Consider the following 20,814-nt stretch of genomic DNA (forward strand, 5'->3'; position numbering starts at 1 on the left):
GAGTATCATTAAAAATCTTTACAAAATTTAGTGAAAAAAGATAAAATCTAATATATTATAAATAATTATATCTTTAGCTCATTACATGGTAATTTTTAGTATAGTTTTTTTTAAAACCGTTTCAGTGTTATTAAGTGTAGTAATCGGATTTTTAGCAGGTAAGTACTCAAATGTTGAAAGAGATAGTATCTCTTCTTTATTATTCTATTTTATATCGCCTATAGTATTCTTTACTATTCCTGCTAGTACAACTTTGACATTTTCAGCATTAAGTGTTACGGTTGTAACCTTTGTAATTGCGACATTGTTGTCATTATTTTCTTACTATTTTTTCGGTAAATTTTGGCAGGACCACACACGTAATATTATAGCTTTGTCTGCTGGTACAGCAAATGGTGGATATTTTATGTTGCCTATAGCTGCTGCACTTTTTGATGATTATACGCTAAGTATTTACATGATGGCAGTGATAGGCGTTAATATTTATGAGTGCTCGGTAGGCTTTTATATTTGTATGCGAAGCTTTGCAAACACTACTGATAGTATATTGAAAGTAGTAAAATTGCCAATTTTGAATGCATTTTTCCTAGGTTGTTTATTTAGTTTTTGCGGTTTTACTTTACCTGATTTCTTAGATGATTTTATATATAATATGAAAGGTTCTTTTTCTATACTAGGTATGATTATGGTAGGTCTTGCTCTTTCATCACTTCAAAAATTTGAAGTGGATATAAAATTTACTCTGGCTACTTTTGCTGCTAAATTCTTATTTTATCCCTTAGGAGTGGGGCTATTTATCATGTTTGATCATTTTGTAACAAAATGGTATAATAATGATTATTATAATGCATTAAAGTTACTTTCTACAGCACCCTTAGCTGCAAATACTATAGTTATAGCAAATTTACAAAAAATTTATCCTGAAAAGGTCGCTGCTACTGTGTTTTTATCACTACTTTTTGTAGTAGTATATATGCCAACAATGGTCAGTATATTTTTAAGTGATTTAAATTAATCGATTCATATGAAAATTAGCTCAATTAAAATTGGTCCATATATTAACTTTCTTCCTCTTCAATATATACCAGAACATAAAATTTCTTATGTAGAATTTGGTGATCCTCAAAATAAAAATGTAATAATATGTGCTCATGGCTTAACAAGAAATGCTCATGATTTTGAAAAATAGCTAAAGAATTAAGTAAGGATTATAGAGTAATTTCTCTAAGCTATCCTGGACGTGGTGATAGTGAAAATTTTAAAAAAACCAGCCATTATAACTATACTACTTACATTAAAGATACATTATTATTTTTAAATAAGTTAAAGATAAAAAAACCTATTTGGCTAGGTACTTCAATGGGCGGAATTATAGGTATGGTTCTTGCCAGTAAATTTAAAAATATTTTTAAAGGTTTAATATTAAACTATATAGGAGCGTTTATCGATGCTGCTCCTTTAGTCAAAATTGCAGCTTCTGCTAAAAAAACTGTCATATTAGAGGATTTGAGAGTGCAAAAGAGCATTTAAAGCTTATTTATGGTCAGTCGGGAATTAAAGATGAAGAAGATTGGGATTATTTAACAAAACATAGTGTTATTTCTACATTTGGCGGAAAATATAAAATGAATTATGATCCTGCTATAACAAAAGGTATAAAAAATGTCAAAAGTCAGAAAGATGTAGATTTATGGTCTATATGGAATAAAATAAAATGTAAAATATTACTGATTCATGGCATTAAATCTCAAGTTCTAACAAAATCTACTGTAGAAAAAATGCAAAAAACAAAAGATTTTGATCTTTACGAAATTAAATATGCAGGTCAACTCCCTCCTTGACAAATTCCAATGAAATTGAACATATAAAATCTTGGTTAGAAAAATTATAAAAAGAAGATAAATTAAATTATGAAAATTACTACTAAAGTACTAATAATTGGTTCAGGTCCTGCCGGGTTAAGTGCTGCTATTTATGCAGCAAGGGCGTCTTTAAATCCGATATTAATTAATGGTATTCAGCCTGGCGGTCAGCTTACCATTACCACCGATGTTGAGAACTATCCAGGATTTGCAGAAAGCGTACAAGGACCTTGGCTAATGGAACAGATGCGTATGCAAGCTGAAAATGTTGGTACTAAAATTGTTAACGATTATGTTGAGAAAGTGGATTTGTCACGAAGACCTTTTAAAGTGTCTACAGGATCTAGGACAGAGTACGAAGCTGAAAGCATAATTATTTGTACTGGTGCGGAAGCAAGGTGGCTCGGCATCCCTACAGAGCAAGAATTTATGGGATTTGGGGTGTCAGCTTGTGCTACTTGCGATGGTTTCTTTTTCAAGAATCAGGAAGTAGTAGTAGTTGGTGGCGGTAATAGTGCTGTTGAAGAGGCTTTGTATTTAACCAATCATGCAAGTAAGGTTACTATAGTACATAGAAGAGATAGTTTTAGAGCCGAAAAAATATTACAAGAGCGTCTGTTTAAAAACCCTAAAATATCTGTGATTTGGGATCATGTAGTGGATGAGATAGTTGGTAATAATAAGCCAAAATCCGTTACAGGGGTTAAAATTCAAAATGTTCATACTAAGGAGGCGAGCTTAGTAGAGTGTAGCGGCGTATTTGTAGCTATCGGGCATAAACCAAATACCGCTTTATTTGCAGAGCAAGTTACAATGGATAGTGATAATTATATTATTACTACTCCAGGAAGCACTAAAACCAATATAGAGGGGGTATTTGCTGCTGGTGATGTTCAAGATAAAATCTATAGACAAGCTATAACCGCAGCAGGTACCGGCTGTATGGCTGCCCTTGAAGCAGAGAAATTTTTGAATAAGTGATGTTCTTGTGGCTTGTCCAATAATAGTACCGGACAGTTTAAAAAAATGTTATATTTTATTCAGGTATAGGTAACTTTATATGTCATTCCCGCATAAGGCTTGCCCGCATGGATTGATTTTTACGTCATTGCCACGCAAGCGATGCTCGCTCGCAATGACGTAAAAGCAATTTATGCAACCTGCTTATGTAAGCAATAGTATAATAAAAAGTTAAAATTTTTCAGCCCAATCGTTAAGCATATCACCGGCTAATTCACGATTTAGATTTTCAATCTCATTTATCAATACATTTACAGCATATTTAATAATATTAGGTGAAATTAGATATTCATTTATTTTTTGTATAGTTTCACTATTTACTAATTTTGGTCTAGTTTCTAGAAAGTTTTTAAGATTATCTAACTCACTTAAATGTTTAGAAAAAGATTTTGAATTTTCAGGTGTTATTGAGGCACCGTCATATATGGCTGCTGTTACATCTGTAAGATGTAATCCCGCAGTTAAACCTTTTTATAAAAGACTTGTAGAAAAGGGAAAAGCTAAAAAATTAGCTCTTACTGCAGTAATGAGAAAAATAGTAATAATTGTCAATAACATTGTTAAAAACAAACGACCTTGGCAAAACCAATATAAAATATTCTCTTGACTTCTCGAACACAATCATCAGGGAGTTAGAAGAACCGTCACAGAACAGTTATAACAGCCTTTAGGTTTAAAACCTTGTACATAGCTACTATCTCCTCAACCATGACAAAGTTGAGGAGCATTTTTAAATGGATGATGCTAACCATCTGTGATCAAGGGCTTCTATACCCTAGGATAGCATTGCTGCTATCCTTGCAAAGGATTTTAGCTAACTTTTCTAAAATGTCAACTATATTTTCTATTAATAATAGAAAATATAAATTATTTTTTAATTAGCTATTTATTTGCAAACAAAAAGTATATTTTTGATAAATGAAGAGTTGATAGACGAGGTTTAATTACTCGTCTCTTACTACTAAGACTGATATACTAGAGTGACGAACGATTTTAGAGGCATTAGGACCAAGCATATAATCTCTCAGCTGCGGTCTAACTGCTGAGATTATTATTAAATCAGCTTTGATATCATTGGAACGCTTAATTATTTCATCATAAGCAGCACCGCTACCTATGTAATAATCGGCTTCAATCTCATCAGGTACATATTGTTTTATAAGCTCTTTTACCTGAGTTTGATATTTTGCTTTTTTTTCTGCAATCCAATTTTAGGTAAATAATCTTCGACCATTTTCATACCAAAATCAGAAATCACATATAAGAAATGCAGCTTTGCTTGAGAAGTCGTTGCAAACATTAAAGCTTTAGAAAGAAGAGCTTTCATAGACTTTTTATCTGCTAAGTCTATAGGTATAAGTATATTTTTAAACATAGTATTTCTATATAATACTCTAATAAATAGTTATTCTCTATTTCTGACCGAATCATGTTTTGGTAAAACAAAGTTTTGAGTATCGGCAAAATAGTTAATGTTAATATTGTTCAATAAATAATTAGAAAGTTTAAAATTTGCAACATTTCTATGAAAAGCACCAATAAATTTATCTAACATATTAGAATCTATATCATCTCTAGTCACTAAAATTGCTGATACTTTTACAGTTGTTTGATCATCTGTAATACCTGGATATAAGCCTTTATGAAGCTCTGCTTTGCGAAAAGCTCTGTTTTGTTGTATTAACTCGGCTATTTTATCATTTTCAATTGAAATAAAATCGATTTCACATCTATTAGCAATTAAATTCACTAAAGGGTTTGGATGTCCAACCATCATGATTATAGCATCTATTTCTTTTTGACGGAATTTATCGATAGAATCTTCGTAATTAATATCAGTGTTTATTGGTTCTTTAGCAAATTTATATAGAGAACACATCGCATCATAAGTAATATTGCTGCTAGAATATTCTGGACCACTAGTTATTCTTTTCCCATCAATATCAGCAAAAAACTTTATCTTATCCTCATCTTTTACGACAACTGTAAAAAATTCATCATGTAAGTTTAACACCTGACGTAGATTTTGCATTTTTTCTTTATCGCTATAATAACCTATTCCGTCATATGCTTCTACTGCAATATTCGCCTGCACTATGGCTAAATCGATTTTACCTTGTTGCAATAATTTTAAATTTTCAATACTACCATTTGTTGCAACAACTTCGCATACTATATTTTCGTTATTTTTTTCATCTCCTATAATTGTTTTGCATAAATCAAGACCTATAGAATAATAACCTTGCAAAATAGAGCCAGTACCAATCTTAAAGACTTTTTGCTTTTGATCGGCATAAATATTATTACATATAAGAATTATACTAAAAACAAAGCTATATAATACTAATTTAAGGTTATTCATATAATTAATTCGCATGATTTTCAGGCTGCTGTTTTTCTTTACTATCGCCAAGTTTTAACTCAAGTAAATTAATAGAGCCGATATTTATTCCTTTTTCAGAAAATTCAACATCAAACTTAGCTTTTTCTATATTATTATAATCAGGATTTGAGCCATCTGATTCTTTAACTACAGCTTCATCTGAAGCATTATTAACTGCTTTAGCAATAACTGTTTTAATAAACTTTTTAGAAAACATAATATTATTAGGTAATAACTTATCAATAATAGGGTGATAATTTTCAAGCTCAAATGATAACTTACCTTGTGGTAATTTGTTAGCAAAAAACTGTAAAGCACCATTTAGATTGATTTTAGAGTTATGATCACAACTAAAGATAAATTTCTCTACATTAAAATTTTGTAAAATAGCAGAATTTTCACCATCAGGAGCGAATTTTAATAAAGCAACAATATCTAAATTAGCATTTTTAAAATTAGCTATGTTCTTTTCAGAGTCATAATTCATATTTAAAATCAATGAAATATCTTCACTATCTGTCATATTTTTCTTAGAAATAAAGAAAGCTAAGTCATTAATTTTGAAAATCTCTTCATCATCTTTAAATATTAATAATGATTTATTATTAAGCTGAATCGATTTTATTACTTCTTTTAAATCATCATCTTTAGATATTTTATATAAAGGTTTATTAAATTTCCCTATTCCTTTTATATCTTCTTCACTACGCATATCATAAGTGAATGTTTTTTCCCCATAATTATCTACTTCTTTAATAAATGGCCCAAAATTTAAAGTAGCTTTCTTAGTACTAAATTTAATACTTAAAACAATATTTTCGCTTGAAAGCTCTTTAGAATTTACATGATCTATTAATTTTACTTTTGGATCTGTTATAGTAATTTTCCAGTGAAACGGATATCCTAAAAATTTAACTGTATTATAAGATATTTTAAGATTATCAGATTCAGAGTTTTTAATTAAATTTATTACATTATTTTTTAAAGTATAAGCGGCAGCAAACCATACTATAGTAAAGGCTAAGAAAACAAAAATAAGTATTTTACGTATCACTTTTTTAATCCATTATTTTATGTTACGAGTAGCGGAAGGGAGACGTACTTTTATACCGTCTAGTTTTTCGGTTAAAATAATCTGACACCCTAATCTAGAAGTATCTGTAAGACCAAAGGCTAAGTCAAGCATATCTTCTTCTTCGTCCTTAGGTTTTTCTAATTTGTTGTAAAATTCTTCCTCTAAAATAACATGGCAAGTAGCACAGGCAAGAGAACCTTCACAAGCACCCTCAAGATCTATACTATTACTATGAGCAACTTCTAAAATAGAAAGTCCCAGCGGTGCTTCTATTATTTTCTCTTCCCCATTATTTATAATAAATGTAACTTTTACTGTTTTCGACATTATCCTGTTTCTTCCTTAGATTTTTCATATAACTTATCTTATAAAGAGGAATTTGCAGGAAACACGGAACGCAGCACCGCAGCGTACATAAACGTACGTGAGATGCGAGTACCGGATTGACGTACAAATTACCTTTAGAAGTAAGTTATTTGATCTGATTGATATTTTTACCTTTTAACAAATTACTAATTACTACATTAATCTTTGTATTTAAAGATTTTTTTGTTTTAGATTTAAAATCTTTAACAGCGTTATTAATTAAAGCACGATCTCGTGCATCTATTGCATGCTTTATATTATTTAATAAATTACTGATTATATGCTTTTCATTTTCTGATAGTAAATCTACTAATTCTTTAATAGCATGCTCTATATTAAAAATCAAAGATTCAGCTTCAATAACTGTTTCTTGTAATAATCTTGCAGCATGATCTAGTTTAGCATTTTTATAAGCACTTTCTAAAATCTTATCAACTTCACTTGTATCAATCCCGTAATCCGGCTTCACTTCTATAATATGTGAGGTATTACTTATTTTTTCGTAAGCAGAAACAGACAATATACCGTCAGCATCAATAGCAAAAGTAACTTCCGCTCTAATACTCCCTGCTTTCATAGGAGGAAGTCCCTTTAGCTCAAACCTAGCCAAAGTGCAGCAATCTGTTACCATTTCACGTTCACCTTGTAATATATGAAATTGTATGCCGGTTTGATTATCAGTATAAGTTGTAAATTCTTTTACCACAGAAATAGGGATCGGAGTATTTCGCATGATAATTTTTTCAACAATGCCACCATACAATTCCATACCTAAAGATAAAGGTACTACATCAATCAATAATGAATCGATGTTCGGTGTTGTTAGATTCTCTGCTTGCAGTGCAGCCCCGTATACAATAGCTTTATCAGGATCAATATCTGAGAGAATATTTACTTTAAAAGCTTTATACAATTCATCCTTAATTAACGGAATACGAGTTACGCCACCAACCAAAATAATGCCATCTATGTTCGGATTTTCTGCTATTTCCAAACATTCTTTGGCTATATTGATAGTACGACCTATTATAGGGGTAATTAACTGTTCAAATGTTTGTTTATCAAACGATATGTTATTGAACTCAAAACTATCTTGTTTCGATAATGCTTCTTTTGCTTTTTTAGCGATCTGCAAAGTATCTAAATTATCAGGTAAATTAAATTTATTACAAAAATAATCAACAATGATTTTATCTATATCATCGCCGCCAAGCATATTATCACCACTTGTTGCTATAACCTGAAAAACTCCCTCTGTAATATTTAGAATTGATACGTCAAAAGTACCGCCGCCTAAATCATATACAAGATAACAACCTGTTTGGTTTTTATTTAATCCGTAAGCATATGCAGCTGAAGTAGGCTCTGCAATCAACCTTAGAACTTCTAAACCTGCAAGCTTTGCGGCAAACATCACTTGCCCTCTTGCAGCATCATTAAAGTGAGCAGGAACAGTAATAACAGCTTGAGTTACTTCAGTTGCAAGCTCTTTTTCTGCTTGCTGTTTTAAATATATGAAAACTTCTGCCGCAACCTCAGCAATCCGCATTTGATTATTGGCAAAATTTAATTTAACTTCTTGACCTTGCAGATCTATATAATCTTTAACTAAAGAAAAAAGAGCAGGAGTATTTAGAATTTCATTTAATGTTTTGCCGAATAACCTTTTAATTGAGCGTAAACCTTTATTACTACCTACTATAATATTGTTATTCGTAAATTCTATAGTAGTTGGGATTAATTCTTTATTATCTTCAGTTTGTATAATTTTAACTTCTCTACCAACTGAAATAGCTATTAGCGAGTTAGTAGTGCCAAAATCTATACCCACAGCTATTTTAGCTTCTTGTTTAGATTCTGCTTGCCCTGGTTCTCTAATTTCTATTATTTGCATAATTTCATTTTTTCCTGAAGCTTACTCAGCAATGTATGAATATATTTAAGTTTACTAGTTTTGATAGTCGCATCTGATAAATCTTGCTTTTTAAAGGACTCGGCTAGAAAATTTATTTCAGCTTTTTCCATTAACTCATATTTGCTTTTTATTTCTTCCAAACTTTTATATGAGTTAGTATTTTCTATAAGCTCCATTTCATCCCAAAACATACTTAACTCAAAAGCTGAAAGCTTGCTGCGTACTTTCTCATCATTTAAGTTTACGCCATACAAAAGCAGCATATATTCAGCACGCTTTAAACTATCTTTAAGTGTAGAATAAGCTTTATTTAGGTTTGATGCTATAATAAGATTTTGCTCTTTTTCTTGCAAATTTTTGGCTTTATCAGGATGATATTTTATCTGCATGGCAAAATATTGCTTTTCTAATATCTTCAAATCAATATTATAAATTTGCTCTAACCCTAATAATTCAAAATAATTTTGCACTTTTACTTTTTTGTAATTCTAAACTGCTTTATCATACATTAAAAATATAAAATATACAATTATGGAAATAGATATATTACATTTTGAAAAAAATCCAAATTTCATTCTAGCCGGCATAGATGAAGCTGGCAGAGGACCATTAGCCGGACCAGTAGTAGCTGCCGCTGTTATAATTGATCAAGACAATATTATAGCTGGTATTAAGGATTCTAAAAAGCTTTCTAAAAAGAAAAGAGAATTATTATATGAGCAGATAACTGCTAATTACACTTGGGCAATTGGTATTATTTCACACACTGAGATCGATGAGATTAACATATTAGAAGCCACGAAAAAAGCTTGCATACTTGCTACAGAAAACCTTAGCACTAAGCCGGAAATAGTTTTAGTTGATGGTAATATGAAATTTTGTGATAAAAGATTTATCAGCATCATAAATGGGGATAATTTATCACTATCGATTGCCGCAGCTTCTATTGTAGCAAAAGTTACTAGAGACCGATTAATGCTAGAGTTAAGTAATGAATTCCCGCAATTTTTATGGCATAAAAATTCAGGTTACGGCACAAAAGATCATATACAAGCCATAAACGAATATGGCTTATCCCCATATCATCGTCTAAGTTTTACCAAAGCTTTATATAAATAAAAGTTTATTTTATATTACTGATATTAAACTTTAAGCTTAGATAAATATAGACATCACATACAAATTAGAATAAAATACGCTGCAAAATAAAACTACTAGATTTTGTGGTCAAAAAAATTAAAGCATGATTCCTTAGTAAAAATTATAATGACCGATAAAATAGCGGCACAAGAATTTTTAGAATATTATTTACCTGAGGATTTTAAAAAACTAATGGATTTATCAAAAATAACTGTAGAACAAGAAAGCTATATTGAAGAGTCTCTAAGTAAAAAATATAGTGATATAGTGTATGGAATTGACCTTCATCTACCAACTTTTCATTTAAGTTATTTGATAAATATTTATCACCGCAACACAAGGATAACATTATGAAAACTATAGCAGATACGTATATAGCAAAACTTACGCTATGAGTGGAAGAGTGATAAATTATTGTAAGAATAATTAAACATGTCAAAGAGGAACAGATTGCAAGCAATACCAATTAATAGAACAGATTACTGTCAATTTTTAACAATTAGCCAAAAGAATTATAGTTTAACCTACTACGCTGAACATGCCAAGAAATGTAGCCATGATGTTATTAATAGATTTTTAGAAAATGAAAAATATACTCCTTCTTTGTTATGGGAACACATTAAGAATGATGTTATCTTTTCATCTAACGGATATACAATATTTGATGATACGGTGTTAAACAAAAGGAACACAAAGAAAATAGAGGTTGCTAGATCGCAGTATAGTGGAGCTACAGGTGGAGTTACTACCGGTATAGGAGTAGTGAGTCTTGTATATTATAACCCCGATATTGATAAGTTTTGGGTAATAGATTATCGCATTTTTTCACCTGATCATGATGGAGCGACGAAACTAGATCACCTACTAAAGATGTTCAATAATGCTGTTTATAGTAAAAAGATTCCTTTTCAAACTGTACTTTTTGACACATGGTATGCTACACACAAAATTATGCAACATGTTGACTCCTTGGGCAAATATTATTATGCCCCTATTAAAGCCAATAGAAATGTTAGTAAAACGTGTGATTACGAGCCTTATAAAGCTGTTAGCAAGTTGACGTTTTCAGATGAAGAAATTAAGAATGGAATGGAGATTCATATAAAAGGATTTGCCAAAAATAAGCATGTTAATTTGTTTAAATTTACTGTTTCTACCAACAGAGTTGATTATGTTGTTACCAATAACAAAACTCAAAAATCTTCTAAAGCTGCACAAGATGAGTTTGGCTTGCGATGGGTAATTGAGAGCATGCATAGAAAAATTAAGCAACTGACTGGTATAGAACGTTGCCAATGCAGAAAACAGCGTATCCAACGTAATCACATTAGTTGTGCATTTCTAGTTTGGGCTTTTCTCAAAAGAACTGCAAATAAAATAGGTAAAACGGTCTACCAAATAAAGTTAGGGCTTTTAGATGACTATATGCAACAACAGCTTCGTTCTCCATCTTTACGATATTTAGAACCAAACATAGCGTAAGTTTTGATAGATGAGGGAAAACGAGAAGGTGAGTATAATAAAGCGATGCTGATAGCAAAAAAGATGTTCTTTCAAGGGTTTAAGGTTTCCGTTATTGCTGAGCTTACCGGTCTTAATGAATCTCTTATTCGCTCAATTGCAAAAAAGTAAATGATACTCCTCGCAGCAGAGCTACGAGGTATCTATCCAAAAAGTTTTAACTGTTTTTGTTGAAATGCTTTATAAGAAGGTTTGCCTGAACCTTGATTTTTTACATAATTACGTAATTTCCGCTCATCACCATGTTTACATACTGTGCTCATAAAATATCCTTTACTCCAAAACTCACTTCCCCATAATTTTTCTTTAAGATTTGGATATTTCTTAAACATTTCCTTAGATGTAATACTTTTTATGATTTGAGTTATTTTTGTTGGGCTATACATTGGTATTGACTGTAGTAAAAAATGTACATGTTCTTTATCTACTCCTATTTCCAAAAATCTAATTTCATAACGAGCTTCTATGTCCTCACAAATTTTACATAAATAATCGTCTAGTTCCTCTTTGAATATTACTCTTCTATACTTTGCCGGTGTTACTAAATGATATATTAGTACTGTGACATTATCACTTTTATGTATATAACTGCTTTCTTCCATGCATCTAGTATATCATGAAGCAGAGCTTCGGGGAATTAAACCCTAAGAGATTAATAGTGAAGTAATTTACTGGTGAGTAGGCCAGTAGAATTTTCTTCCCCCTAGCCTCTCTCAAAACCGTACGTAAACCTCTCAGCTTATACGGCTTCCATTAAACAACCACTCTTGTTATCCCTATTTTCCAATGTGCAAATAAATTTGGGTTATGCAACGCAATATTTTGGATATACTTTATTGCTTTAATTTTATGCCTCGTATACCGTTTATATTTTCTCATTGCCCATTTTACTAAGATCTTAGTAAAATGTTGTAAAACCCATGCCAATTCTGATATACCATACTTACCATAATAGTTAATCCAACCTACTAGTTTAGGGTTACATACCCTAGCAATATCTTCTAAGCTTGATCCACTTCTTTTATATATTTGGTAGGTTCTTATCTTTTGGCGTATTTCTTTACAAGACTGTTTGCTAATTGCTGGATTAAATCCAGTAAAAATCCTATTCTCTTTACTATTCTTTACTGTTCTAGGTCTGAAAGTGTATCCAAGAAAGTCAAAAGATATGCTTGGATAATTATCCTTCCGTCTATTATCCTTACAGTAGATTATCTTTGTCTTCTCTAAATTCATTTCAATGCCACACTCTATAAATCTTTCAACTAGCTTAGATAATATTTCTTTCGCTTGATTTTCTGTTTTACAGTGAACAAGACCATCATCTGCATATCGACACCATTCAACTTTTGGATAATTTCTTTCCATCCATTTATCAAATGCATAATGCATGAACAAATTACTTAGCATTGGACTAATTACTCCTCCTTGAGGTACACCACAACTCTTAGTAACTATTTTCCTATCTGATTTTTGCATTGCTGCTTTTAACCATCTTCCTATGTATAATTCTATCCATTTATTATTATTGTGTTTCTTCAATGCGCTCATGATAAGTGCATGCTGTATATTGTCGAATAATCCCTTGATGTCAAACTCCAGTACCCAATTATTTTTCCAGCATCTCTGCCTTGTTACCTCTATAGCTTCTAAGGCTGATTTATTTGGACGATATCCATATGAATCCTTTAAAAAGTGAGGTTCAATTTTTGGTTCAAGTTCTAACTTTACTACCATCTGAGCTATTCTATCTTCTACTGTAGGCACTCCTAAAATTCGTTGATCTCTATTTCTCTTAGGTATGGCTACAGCTTTAACAGGCTGTGGCATATAACTTCCTGAAGACATACGATTCCAGATCTTGTATAAATTCTTTTTCAAGTTTTCTTCAAAATCTTTTATCGTTTGTTGATCAACTCCTGCAGCTCCAGCATTTGCTTTTATAAGCTTGTATGCTTGCAACACTAACAGTTTCGAAATCTTAAATGGTTTCGTCATTACCTCTATCTCATCCCTTTAAAAAAAAGTTGAATATTAGTTAGACAGTTTAATTCACTTCCTTCGCTCCATCGTCATTACAACAACTTCAATACTACTACAAAGTGATCCGCCCCAGTGCACTGCTTTAGTATTCTTTATCTTGCAGTCACCCTGCTTGATATTCTACTTTTACATCAGTACGACTGGTTCCCGCAGTTCCATAAAAGAGCCTAGATTAGATTCATGCCACCTATACACCGAGTACCGCTTACCCAACATCCGAGTAGCCGATAAGCTTATCCCTAGAGAATGTGTAGCCCTAGGTTTTGATACTATTATCATTTACGACGCTTATAGTAGTTCACTCTCATTCATCTCTCTAATCCTTACTTCACCAAAAAGTTTTTTTTTGATTTTCCTTAATGCTCACGACCATCGCTCTTAACCACAGCCGCTTAAGGTAGTTTGAGACCAACTCTCGATAACCGATCTCGGTGGACCTACCACCATCTCTTCTATAGCTTTGCTACGGCACACACACAATTTTTAAAACTTTATATCTTTCTCAAAAAAAAGCAACGCGTTATTGTCATAATTAAATATACTCTTTATAATGCTGTTATTCAAACTAGTAAAAACATTTATGAAAGAATTCCCGAAGAATTATAATTTTATCGAAAGCGAAAAGAAATGGCAAAAGATTTGGCAAGAAAAGCAAATTTATGCTTACGATGAGAATATCGCTAAAGACGAAACATTTGTCGTAGATACGCCTCCACCAACTGTTTCAGGGCAGCTTCATATCGGGCATGTTTACAGCTATACGCAGACCGATTTTATAGTACGTTTTCAGCGTATGATGGGAAAAAACATTTTCTATCCTATGGGCTTTGACGATAATGGACTACCAACAGAACGACTTGTTGAAAAGCAAAGACAAGTTAAAGCATCTAATATGGGCAGAGAAGAATTTATTAATATTTGTAATGAGGTAGTAGCAAGCGAAGAAGAAAAATTCAGAAGCTTGTTTAATCATATAGCTTTATCGGTAGATTGGAGTTTAGAATATCAAACAATCAGCCCCTTATCTCATAAAATCTCACAAATGTCTTTTCTTGATTTAGTAAAAAAAGGTGAGGTTTATCGTAATAATCAGCCAATTTTGTGGGATCCAGTAGATGGCACAGCCCTTGCTCAAGCTGATATTGAGGATAAGGAAAAAGCCTCATTCATGAACTATATTACATTTAAAACTGAAGCAAATGATGAATTTACCATCGCAACTACACGACCTGAACTATTACCTGCTTGCGTTGCTGTATTCTATCACCCAGACGATAAACGTTATCAACATTTAGCAGGAAAGTTTGCCGTCACTCCGCTGTTTAATATTAAAGTTCCGCTTTTAGCTGACCCGTTAGTGCAGCAAGATAAAGGCACAGGTCTTGTTATGTGTTGCACATTTGGTGATCAAACAGATATTATTTGGTGGAAAACGCATAATCTGCCTTTGAATACTATTATTACCAAAAAAGGTACGATAGATTTCCCTCATGAAATTGGGATAGATGGCTTAAAAATAAAAGAAGCTCGAGCAAAAATAATAGATATTTTAAAAGAGCAAGAATTGCTTGTTAAGCAAGAAGAGATTACCCAAACTGTTAAATGTGCTGAGCGTTCAGGTGCACCTCTTGAGGTACTAACTGTGCCACAATGGTTTGTTAAAACTATATCGCATAAAGATGAGCTATTAAAAAGAGCAAACGAACTAAATTGGCATCCTAAAAATATGAAGATTCGTTTAGACAACTGGATTAATGCCATATCTTGGGACTGGTGTATAAGCAGGCAGCGTTATTTTGGCGTGCCGTTTCCTGTTTGGTATTCTAAAAGAATTGGCGAAGAGGGTAAAATTTTATATGCCGATATCTCGCAGTTACCTGTTGATCCTTTAAAAGACTTGCCTGCTGGCTATAGCAAAGATGAAGTAGAGCCCGACTTAGACGTTATGGATACTTGGGCAACTAGCTCTGTTTCGCCGCAACTTTCAACATGGGGTATTTCTGATGAATTCGCTATTAATAAGAATAGGCATGATAAATTGTTCCCAATGGATTTAAGACCTCAAGCACATGAGATTATTAGAACTTGGGCATTCTATACTATCTTAAAAGCTCATTTACATCAAAATACTCTACCATGGAAAAATATCATGGTTAGTGGTTGGTGTTTGGCTGAAGATCGTAGCAAAATGTCTAAATCTAAAGGAAATGTATTAGTACCGGAAAAATTGCTAGAGCAATATGGTTCTGATGTTATACGCTATTGGTCAGCTAATTCGAGGTTAGGAGCTGATACTGCCTATTCAGAAGACGTAATGAAAAATGGTAAAAGGCTTGTTAATAAGCTATGGAATGCTGCTAAATTTGTATCGCAGCATTTTGATAAATTATCTGCTGAAGATAAAAAAGCAAATTTTATAGATGTAAAAGAAAAAATTACTCATAAATTTGATCAGTGGATAATTAATAAATTAGTAGAGCTAGTAAATAATGCAACCAACGAGTTGCAAAATTATGAATATGCTAATGCTATGCATTTAACGGAAAAATTTTTCTGGTCAGTATTTTGTGATAATTATTTAGAGATAAGTAAAACACGAGCTTATGATGAGGAAAATAAAAACCCTAACGGACAATATAGTAGCATATTAACGCTTTATCACGTTATGAAAACTTTACTTAAACTATTTGCACCATTTATGCCACATATTACTGAGGAGTTATATCAAATATTATATAGTGATAATTCTATTCACATTAAAGGTAATTGGATTAATTATGGTAATTTAAACTATAAAATAGATGCAAAACAAGCTGAAAGATTGCTTGAAATTTTAGATCATGTTAGAAAATTTAAAGCTGAAAAAAATCTATCCATAAAAGCAGAAATACAATTGCTTGAAGTTAGCGGCATTGAATTATCCGATGAATTGACATCAGATTTAAAAAATGTTACATCAGCAAAAGAAGTAAAATTCAAACCAACAAATGATGAAATTAAAGTCAATATTCTTACCTAAAAATATTTTAGGCTCTATTCTCTTGCTTCTTGCCGGTATGTTTTTTTATACTCACGTGCTTGAACATGATTGGCGATATAAAACGCTTACCGATGAAGAGATAAAAAAATATAGGATTAGTGAGAATACGGCTCTCTCACTCTATCAAATAATGAAGGATACTCATGAGTTGTTAACTAAGCACAATATTAATTATTGGATAGACAGTGGAACTCTACTTGGGGCAGTTCGTCATCAAGGTATAATACCTTATGATGATGATCTTGATATTGGCATAATACAGGAAGATGAGATAAGGCTACAGCAAATATTTCCAGAGTTTCAAAAATTAGGTTATTCTATTTCTCATGATCTAGCTTATAAAATATGTCAAAAAGGCTGCATCGATATTTTTACTTTTCAAAAAGAACAAAATAAATTTATTCATGCTAACTTAAAAACACGCACTCAATATCCTAATGATTTTTTTTATGATTATGAGTTGTTGCCCTTAAAAAAATATAAATTTGGTAATATAGAAGTTTTTGGTCCTTATAACCCAAAGGAAAATTTAAATAGACAATATCCTGAATGGGACAAATATGCGGTGATACATCATCCGCACAATTTTCATTTGTTTTTTCTATCAAATATCGAGAAAAAAACTAAATTCATATTAACACCGGAATTGTTAAAACCGGCTAAAGCACTTAAGCCCTTAAAAAATAGAGTAGATTAATGTTATTAAATGATACACATAAACTAGAATTATTAGAAATAGTAGAAAATAACTCAGCAGATATAGCATCACTGCTAGATTATCTAGAAAATAATTTAGATATTCTTCCCACTGATCTAGAAGGTGAAGATCAAGAAACTTTAAAATTCTTTATAATAAAAAGCTTTAACAATGAAATTTCTAATTTTCAATCAGAAAAAAAACTTGAGAGTGTTAATGAATTACTAGAGGAACTAGAAGAAGGATGGGATGCTTGTTTTAATGAAAACGTAGAATATAGAATGTATAAATTAACAATTAATGGTCAAACTTATTATGAAGAATTAGACTTTAGTGGAGGTGAAGAAGAAATGAATTGCGATTCTAATTATGATAAAATTTCATCAGAGTATTTAGCTGAACCTAAGCCTATTAAAGAATTACCAGAAATTAGGTTTAATTTAGCTGAAATATTAACCTTGGGACAAAAATTACTTTGGAACAACTAAATATTTTATTAAATATATCAGCATCTCAAGCTAACTTTCCTATTTTAAACCAATATAGTAAAACTTTAGCTATGAAAGTCTTTTCTATAAGTGATAAAAATATTTTCAATATTAGTTTACAATCTAATGATGCTAATTTTGCTAATGCAATAATATATTTAACTGATAAATTTGATCAAAGAGGAAAGGCTGATTATAACCAAGGTCTAACTTTGTGTATTAATAACCAAGAAATTACCTCTCAAGACATATTACCAATTGATGAGTCTTTACTTTTAGGTTTGCCTAATATTTCAACATAGGTAAATTAATTAAGAATATCATATTATTATCACTACCCAATAAAAACTTAAATAATTAATCCTAAAATTAATGTTGCTGAAAGATTTTTAATGCTAGACTCAACATATTAATTATTATTAAATTCAAGGATAAATTATGATTAACTATGATTTAAATACTAATTATACATACTATATGCTAGAGGGGTTAAGAGCACAAATAGCCCCTATGCATTTAGGCATAAAGATTTTGAAAGAAGCATATGAGCGTGAATCATTAGAGAATAATGGTTTTGCTAGAATCATGCATTCTTACTTAACGCTTTGCGAGCGTATGACTAGAAAATATGAAAAGCCAGAATTTAATATCCTTGAAACTACTATTGATAACAAAACCTGCAAGATCAATGAAAAAGTTATATTGAAGAAGCCTTTTTGTGAGTTACGTCATTTTGAAAAATTAGACTTTAAAAATACACTACCTAAATTATTAATAGTAGCACCTATGGCGGGTCACCATGCTACGTTACTTCGCTCAACTGTGCAGGAATTATTACCATATACGGATGTTTATATTACCGACTGGACGGAAGCAAGCTATGTACCGCTTGAAGCAGGTTCTTTTGACATGGATGATTACATTGATTACGTAATGGAGTTTATTAATTTTCTAGGGTCAAATGTTCATACTATGGCTGTTTGTCAACCGACTGTACCTTTGCTTGCTGCTATTAGTTTGATGTCAAAAGATAATAACCCAAACGTTCCAAGCTCAATGATTTTAATGGGCGGTCCTATTGATGCTAGAAAAAATCCTACCGCAGTAAATGAATTTGCTTTAAGCAAAAGTTTGGAGTGGTTTTGCAAAATGGTTACGATGCAAGTGCCACCTAATTATCCTGGTCATGGTAGAAAAGTATATCCAGGATTTTTACAATTAGCTGGTTTTGTAAGTCTAAATCTATTCCGTCATATAGATTCTCATTTAGAATTATGGCAAAATTTATTAAATTGCGATTATCAAAAAGCTGATCATACTATTAAATTTTATGATGAATATTTAGCCGCTATGGATATGCCGGCAGAATTTTACCTACAAACTATTGATGAAGTATTCCAACAATTTTCACTAGCAAGAGGCAAGTTAGTTTCAGAAGAGCGTCCTATTGATCTAAAAAATATTACTAAATGTGCATTACTTGGTATAGAGGGAGAACTTGACGATATTGCAGCAGTTGGTCAAACCAAAGCTGCTTTAAAGCTTTGTGCCAATATTCCTGAATCAATGAAGAAATATCATTTACAAAAAGGTGCAGGACATTATGGCGTGTTTAGCGGAAGCAAGTTTAAACAGTTTATAGTACCTATTATTAAAAGCTTCATATACGATTTTGATAAAGCTAATTTTAAACAAACTAAAACCAAAATGGTTTAACAAAACTTTAATAATAAAAAAATAATTATCTATAGTAAACGGAGTTGAATTATGTGCCATTTATAGGAAATATTTTATTTTTTTAAGGATATAGCGAATACCGCTAATGCTAACCCATTTACGGTATGAGATATGTTTTAAAAAAATTAAAAGATAATGTATAAATAGTATATAATTCAACTCCGTTTACTATATCATTAGTTTGGTCTTCCCATCTCAATAATAGTTGAATCTTTAAAATCAGTATTTATTAAAAAAGGTGCAGTAATATAAGCTTGTATTCTATTATTAGCTACTTCTTGTGCTATAAGATCATCAATTGGCTCGCTAAAACTTTTACTATATTTAAGAAGCTTTATAGCAGCTTTTAAATTTATCAAATAAGCTGTAGCAGTATAAAAATATCTTTGGCTACCAACTTTTTTAAGATAAGGATTATTATAAATTTTATAGAATTTTTGCCTTGGTAGATGCATCAAAAATAAATAAACTAAATCCCAATCATTAGGTAAATATTTGATTATGGTTGAGAATTCCTTATAAAGATTTTCTTCTAATATAGCATCGTCTTCTAAAATTAAGGCATATGAAATATTTTCTTTGACCATTTTAAGCCAAATTTCTCTATGGCTACAATAACATCCAAATTCACCCGCTGTTAAAACCCGATTCAGCACCTTACTATTTGCATAATAATTTATATTCTCTGATGGACAAACAATAGCATAATTATTATCTAATGATAAAAGAGAAGGATTATTCTTTAGATCCAAACCGGTAAACTTTTCTCCTTTCTCATTTGCTATAGATAATTCATAACCGTTTACTGCTCTAAATCTTTCATAAGGTAAATTAATATGAGTTAACCACCCTGCATTGCAAATGCAGGGCTTAAGATTACGGCATCAATGCCTTAGCTATAGCTAGTTTTCAACTTGAAAGTTTCCAAACTTATCATCTCTCGATTCATGTTTATCAATATAATCCTTGATCATTTGGTCAGTCACATTGCCTGTGGTTCTGACAAAATATCCAACAGCCCATAAGTGTTTACCCCAATACTGTTTCCGTAATTCTGGAAATTCCTGCTGAATCTTCCTTGAACTCTTTCCTTTTAGATACTGTACCACCTTACTAATACTTTGATAAGGTGGCACAGATACATAGATATGTACGTGATTTGAAGCTATCTATGATAAGTGCAATCGTAAACTGTGTGGCTTATCTTCTTGTAATACTGCATCTCTACATTCTATATGTTAAAACGACGCACTGCAAGTGCGGGGTTTTTCTCCCAAATTTGGGACAATAAATTGTTTATTTATATTATTATATCTATTAGTACTATGATCTAGATTGATTACAAAAATTTTAACATCTTTTTCGCTAATCGGGGTGGTTTTTAACTGATAAGTAATATAGAATAAAGAAATTTCATTTGATCCAAATTTACAAAATATTAATAGACAGCTGATTATAATAAATAATATAAAAAAATATTTTTTTATGTAATAAATTTTATTTTTCATTTAATAAAGGTAAAAGTTT

The 20,814-nt window shown here is 31.3% G+C and carries 19 protein-coding genes and 5 pseudogenes; 14 read left to right on the forward strand and 10 right to left on the reverse strand.

The genetic code is table 11. The features are described from left to right. Positions 1-85 precede the first annotated feature (85 nt). The 4 genes and pseudogenes from ACOAL3_RS06520 to ACOAL3_RS06535 all read left to right on the forward strand — a co-directional run bounded on the left by ACOAL3_RS06520 (position 86) and on the right by ACOAL3_RS06535 (position 3,489). Positions 86-1,015, forward strand: coding sequence for an AEC family transporter (locus ACOAL3_RS06520; RefSeq protein ID WP_395477290.1), 930 nt, complete (start codon positions 86-88; stop codon positions 1,013-1,015). 9 nt (positions 1,016-1,024) lie between these two features. Then, positions 1,025-1,891 (forward strand): annotated as a pseudogene (locus ACOAL3_RS06525) (alpha/beta fold hydrolase). A gap of 19 nt (positions 1,892-1,910) precedes the next feature. Then, positions 1,911-2,843 carry a thioredoxin-disulfide reductase gene (gene trxB / locus ACOAL3_RS06530; protein ID WP_395477289.1) on the forward strand — a complete coding sequence of 311 codons (933 nt, stop codon included), beginning with the start codon at positions 1,911-1,913 and terminating at the stop codon, positions 2,841-2,843. A 463-nt stretch (positions 2,844-3,306) separates the two neighbouring features. Then, entirely contained in the window at positions 3,307-3,489 is a 183-nt protein-coding gene (locus tag ACOAL3_RS06535) for a hypothetical protein (RefSeq protein ID WP_395476963.1), read from the forward strand. Between the two features lie 337 nt (positions 3,490-3,826). Here ACOAL3_RS06535 and ACOAL3_RS06540 read toward each other — a convergent pair. From ACOAL3_RS06540 to ACOAL3_RS06555, 4 genes and pseudogenes are all read right to left on the reverse strand, one after another. After that, a pseudogene (locus ACOAL3_RS06540) lies at positions 3,827-4,257 on the reverse strand (universal stress protein). Positions 4,258-4,287: 30 nt separating this feature from the next. Continuing rightward, the gene (locus ACOAL3_RS06545) at positions 4,288-5,244 is read right to left on the reverse strand and encodes a TAXI family TRAP transporter solute-binding subunit (RefSeq protein WP_395477424.1); all 957 of its coding nucleotides are present in this window, start codon (positions 5,242-5,244) and stop codon (positions 4,288-4,290) included. 4 nt (positions 5,245-5,248) lie between these two features. Continuing rightward, positions 5,249-6,319 (reverse strand): RP198 family tick cell line-upregulated protein, encoded by a 1,071-nt coding sequence (locus ACOAL3_RS06550; RefSeq protein WP_419234630.1) that lies wholly within the window; start codon positions 6,317-6,319, stop codon positions 5,249-5,251. A 12-nt stretch (positions 6,320-6,331) separates the two neighbouring features. Then, a complete protein-coding gene (locus tag ACOAL3_RS06555; RefSeq protein WP_395477422.1) occupies positions 6,332-6,667 on the reverse strand; it encodes a ferredoxin family 2Fe-2S iron-sulfur cluster binding protein in 336 nt (111 codons plus the stop codon). 12 nt (positions 6,668-6,679) lie between these two features. On the opposite strand from ACOAL3_RS06555, the pseudogene ACOAL3_RS06560 reads away from it, so the two are divergent. Next, a pseudogene (locus ACOAL3_RS06560) lies at positions 6,680-6,819 on the forward strand (palindromic element RPE1 domain-containing protein); the annotation flags it as partial. Here ACOAL3_RS06560 and hscA read toward each other — a convergent pair. Continuing rightward, positions 6,813-8,600 carry a Fe-S protein assembly chaperone HscA gene (hscA, locus tag ACOAL3_RS06565; protein WP_419234631.1) on the reverse strand — a complete coding sequence of 596 codons (1,788 nt, stop codon included), beginning with the start codon at positions 8,598-8,600 and terminating at the stop codon, positions 6,813-6,815. The pseudogene ACOAL3_RS06560 and the gene hscA sit on opposite strands and share 7 nt — an antisense overlap. Beyond that, the gene (gene hscB / locus ACOAL3_RS06570) at positions 8,591-9,091 is read right to left on the reverse strand and encodes a Fe-S protein assembly co-chaperone HscB (RefSeq protein ID WP_395477420.1); all 501 of its coding nucleotides are present in this window, start codon (positions 9,089-9,091) and stop codon (positions 8,591-8,593) included. The genes hscA and hscB overlap by 10 nt, the downstream gene beginning before the upstream one ends. A gap of 61 nt (positions 9,092-9,152) precedes the next feature. On the opposite strand from hscB, the gene ACOAL3_RS06575 reads away from it, so the two are divergent. The 4 genes and pseudogenes from ACOAL3_RS06575 to ACOAL3_RS06590 all read left to right on the forward strand — a co-directional run bounded on the left by ACOAL3_RS06575 (position 9,153) and on the right by ACOAL3_RS06590 (position 11,393). Further along, positions 9,153-9,740 (forward strand): ribonuclease HII, encoded by a 588-nt coding sequence (locus ACOAL3_RS06575; RefSeq protein ID WP_395477419.1) that lies wholly within the window; start codon positions 9,153-9,155, stop codon positions 9,738-9,740. Positions 9,741-9,887: 147 nt separating this feature from the next. After that, positions 9,888-10,040: pseudogene (locus ACOAL3_RS06580) on the forward strand (Rpn family recombination-promoting nuclease/putative transposase); the annotation flags it as partial. Between the two features lie 171 nt (positions 10,041-10,211). After that, positions 10,212-11,243, forward strand: a complete 1,032-nt coding sequence (locus ACOAL3_RS06585) for an IS701 family transposase (RefSeq protein WP_473198140.1) — start codon at positions 10,212-10,214, stop codon at positions 11,241-11,243. Between the two features lie 3 nt (positions 11,244-11,246). Further along, a complete protein-coding gene (locus ACOAL3_RS06590) occupies positions 11,247-11,393 on the forward strand; it encodes a hypothetical protein (protein ID WP_419234632.1) in 147 nt (48 codons plus the stop codon). 32 nt (positions 11,394-11,425) lie between these two features. On the opposite strand, the gene tnpA (ACOAL3_RS06595) is transcribed toward ACOAL3_RS06590, so the two are convergent. Then, positions 11,426-11,884 (reverse strand): IS200/IS605 family transposase, encoded by a 459-nt coding sequence (tnpA, locus tag ACOAL3_RS06595; RefSeq protein ID WP_419234605.1) that lies wholly within the window; start codon positions 11,882-11,884, stop codon positions 11,426-11,428. Positions 11,885-12,035: 151 nt separating this feature from the next. Continuing rightward, the gene (gene ltrA, locus ACOAL3_RS06600) at positions 12,036-13,280 is read right to left on the reverse strand and encodes a group II intron reverse transcriptase/maturase (protein ID WP_419234633.1); all 1,245 of its coding nucleotides are present in this window, start codon (positions 13,278-13,280) and stop codon (positions 12,036-12,038) included. Between the two features lie 625 nt (positions 13,281-13,905). Here ltrA and ACOAL3_RS06605 point away from each other — a divergent pair. The 5 genes from ACOAL3_RS06605 (at position 13,906) to phaZ (ending at position 19,266) form a co-directional block, all read left to right on the forward strand. Next, the gene (locus tag ACOAL3_RS06605) at positions 13,906-16,344 is read left to right on the forward strand and encodes a valine--tRNA ligase (protein ID WP_419234634.1); all 2,439 of its coding nucleotides are present in this window, start codon (positions 13,906-13,908) and stop codon (positions 16,342-16,344) included. Next, complete coding sequence (locus ACOAL3_RS06610; RefSeq protein ID WP_419234635.1) at positions 16,313-17,062, forward strand: LicD family protein; 750 nt, start codon at positions 16,313-16,315, stop codon at positions 17,060-17,062. The genes ACOAL3_RS06605 and ACOAL3_RS06610 overlap by 32 nt, the downstream gene beginning before the upstream one ends. Then, positions 17,062-17,550 carry a hypothetical protein gene (locus ACOAL3_RS06615; protein ID WP_419234636.1) on the forward strand — a complete coding sequence of 163 codons (489 nt, stop codon included), beginning with the start codon at positions 17,062-17,064 and terminating at the stop codon, positions 17,548-17,550. The genes ACOAL3_RS06610 and ACOAL3_RS06615 overlap by 1 nt, the downstream gene beginning before the upstream one ends. Further along, complete coding sequence (locus ACOAL3_RS06620) at positions 17,538-17,852, forward strand: hypothetical protein (RefSeq protein ID WP_395477412.1); 315 nt, start codon at positions 17,538-17,540, stop codon at positions 17,850-17,852. Before ACOAL3_RS06615 ends, ACOAL3_RS06620 begins: the two co-directional genes overlap by 13 nt. A gap of 136 nt (positions 17,853-17,988) precedes the next feature. After that, positions 17,989-19,266, forward strand: a complete 1,278-nt coding sequence (gene phaZ / locus ACOAL3_RS06625; RefSeq protein ID WP_419234637.1) for a polyhydroxyalkanoate depolymerase — start codon at positions 17,989-17,991, stop codon at positions 19,264-19,266. 197 nt (positions 19,267-19,463) lie between these two features. Here phaZ and ACOAL3_RS06630 read toward each other — a convergent pair whose 3' ends face one another. Together ACOAL3_RS06630 and tnpA (ACOAL3_RS06635) are read right to left on the reverse strand one after the other, a co-directional pair. Further along, positions 19,464-20,150 (reverse strand): glycosyltransferase family 25 protein, encoded by a 687-nt coding sequence (locus tag ACOAL3_RS06630; RefSeq protein ID WP_419235620.1) that lies wholly within the window; start codon positions 20,148-20,150, stop codon positions 19,464-19,466. Positions 20,151-20,189: 39 nt separating this feature from the next. Continuing rightward, positions 20,190-20,509: pseudogene (tnpA, locus tag ACOAL3_RS06635) on the reverse strand (IS200/IS605 family transposase). Positions 20,510-20,814 lie beyond the last annotated feature (305 nt).

The sequence above is a fragment of the Rickettsia endosymbiont of Nabis limbatus genome (assembly GCF_965196655.1).
Classification (GTDB): domain Bacteria; phylum Pseudomonadota; class Alphaproteobacteria; order Rickettsiales; family Rickettsiaceae; genus Rickettsia.

Coding starts and splice junctions, on each gene's coding strand:
- ACOAL3_RS06520 (WP_395477290.1), top strand. CDS start 86: ATGGTAATTTTTAGTATAGTTTTTTTTAAAACCGTTTCAGTGTTATTA.
- trxB (WP_395477289.1), top strand. CDS start 1,911: ATGAAAATTACTACTAAAGTACTAATAATTGGTTCAGGTCCTGCCGGG.
- ACOAL3_RS06535 (WP_395476963.1), top strand. CDS start 3,307: ATGGCTGCTGTTACATCTGTAAGATGTAATCCCGCAGTTAAACCTTTT.
- ACOAL3_RS06545 (WP_395477424.1), bottom strand. CDS start 5,244: ATGAATAACCTTAAATTAGTATTATATAGCTTTGTTTTTAGTATAATT.
- ACOAL3_RS06555 (WP_395477422.1), bottom strand. CDS start 6,667: ATGTCGAAAACAGTAAAAGTTACATTTATTATAAATAATGGGGAAGAG.
- hscA (WP_419234631.1), bottom strand. CDS start 8,600: ATGCAAATAATAGAAATTAGAGAACCAGGGCAAGCAGAATCTAAACAA.
- ACOAL3_RS06575 (WP_395477419.1), top strand. CDS start 9,153: ATGGAAATAGATATATTACATTTTGAAAAAAATCCAAATTTCATTCTA.
- tnpA (WP_419234605.1), bottom strand. CDS start 11,884: ATGGAAGAAAGCAGTTATATACATAAAAGTGATAATGTCACAGTACTA.
- ltrA (WP_419234633.1), bottom strand. CDS start 13,280: ATGACGAAACCATTTAAGATTTCGAAACTGTTAGTGTTGCAAGCATAC.
- ACOAL3_RS06605 (WP_419234634.1), top strand. CDS start 13,906: ATGAAAGAATTCCCGAAGAATTATAATTTTATCGAAAGCGAAAAGAAA.
- ACOAL3_RS06610 (WP_419234635.1), top strand. CDS start 16,313: ATGATGAAATTAAAGTCAATATTCTTACCTAAAAATATTTTAGGCTCT.
- ACOAL3_RS06615 (WP_419234636.1), top strand. CDS start 17,062: ATGTTATTAAATGATACACATAAACTAGAATTATTAGAAATAGTAGAA.
- phaZ (WP_419234637.1), top strand. CDS start 17,989: ATGATTAACTATGATTTAAATACTAATTATACATACTATATGCTAGAG.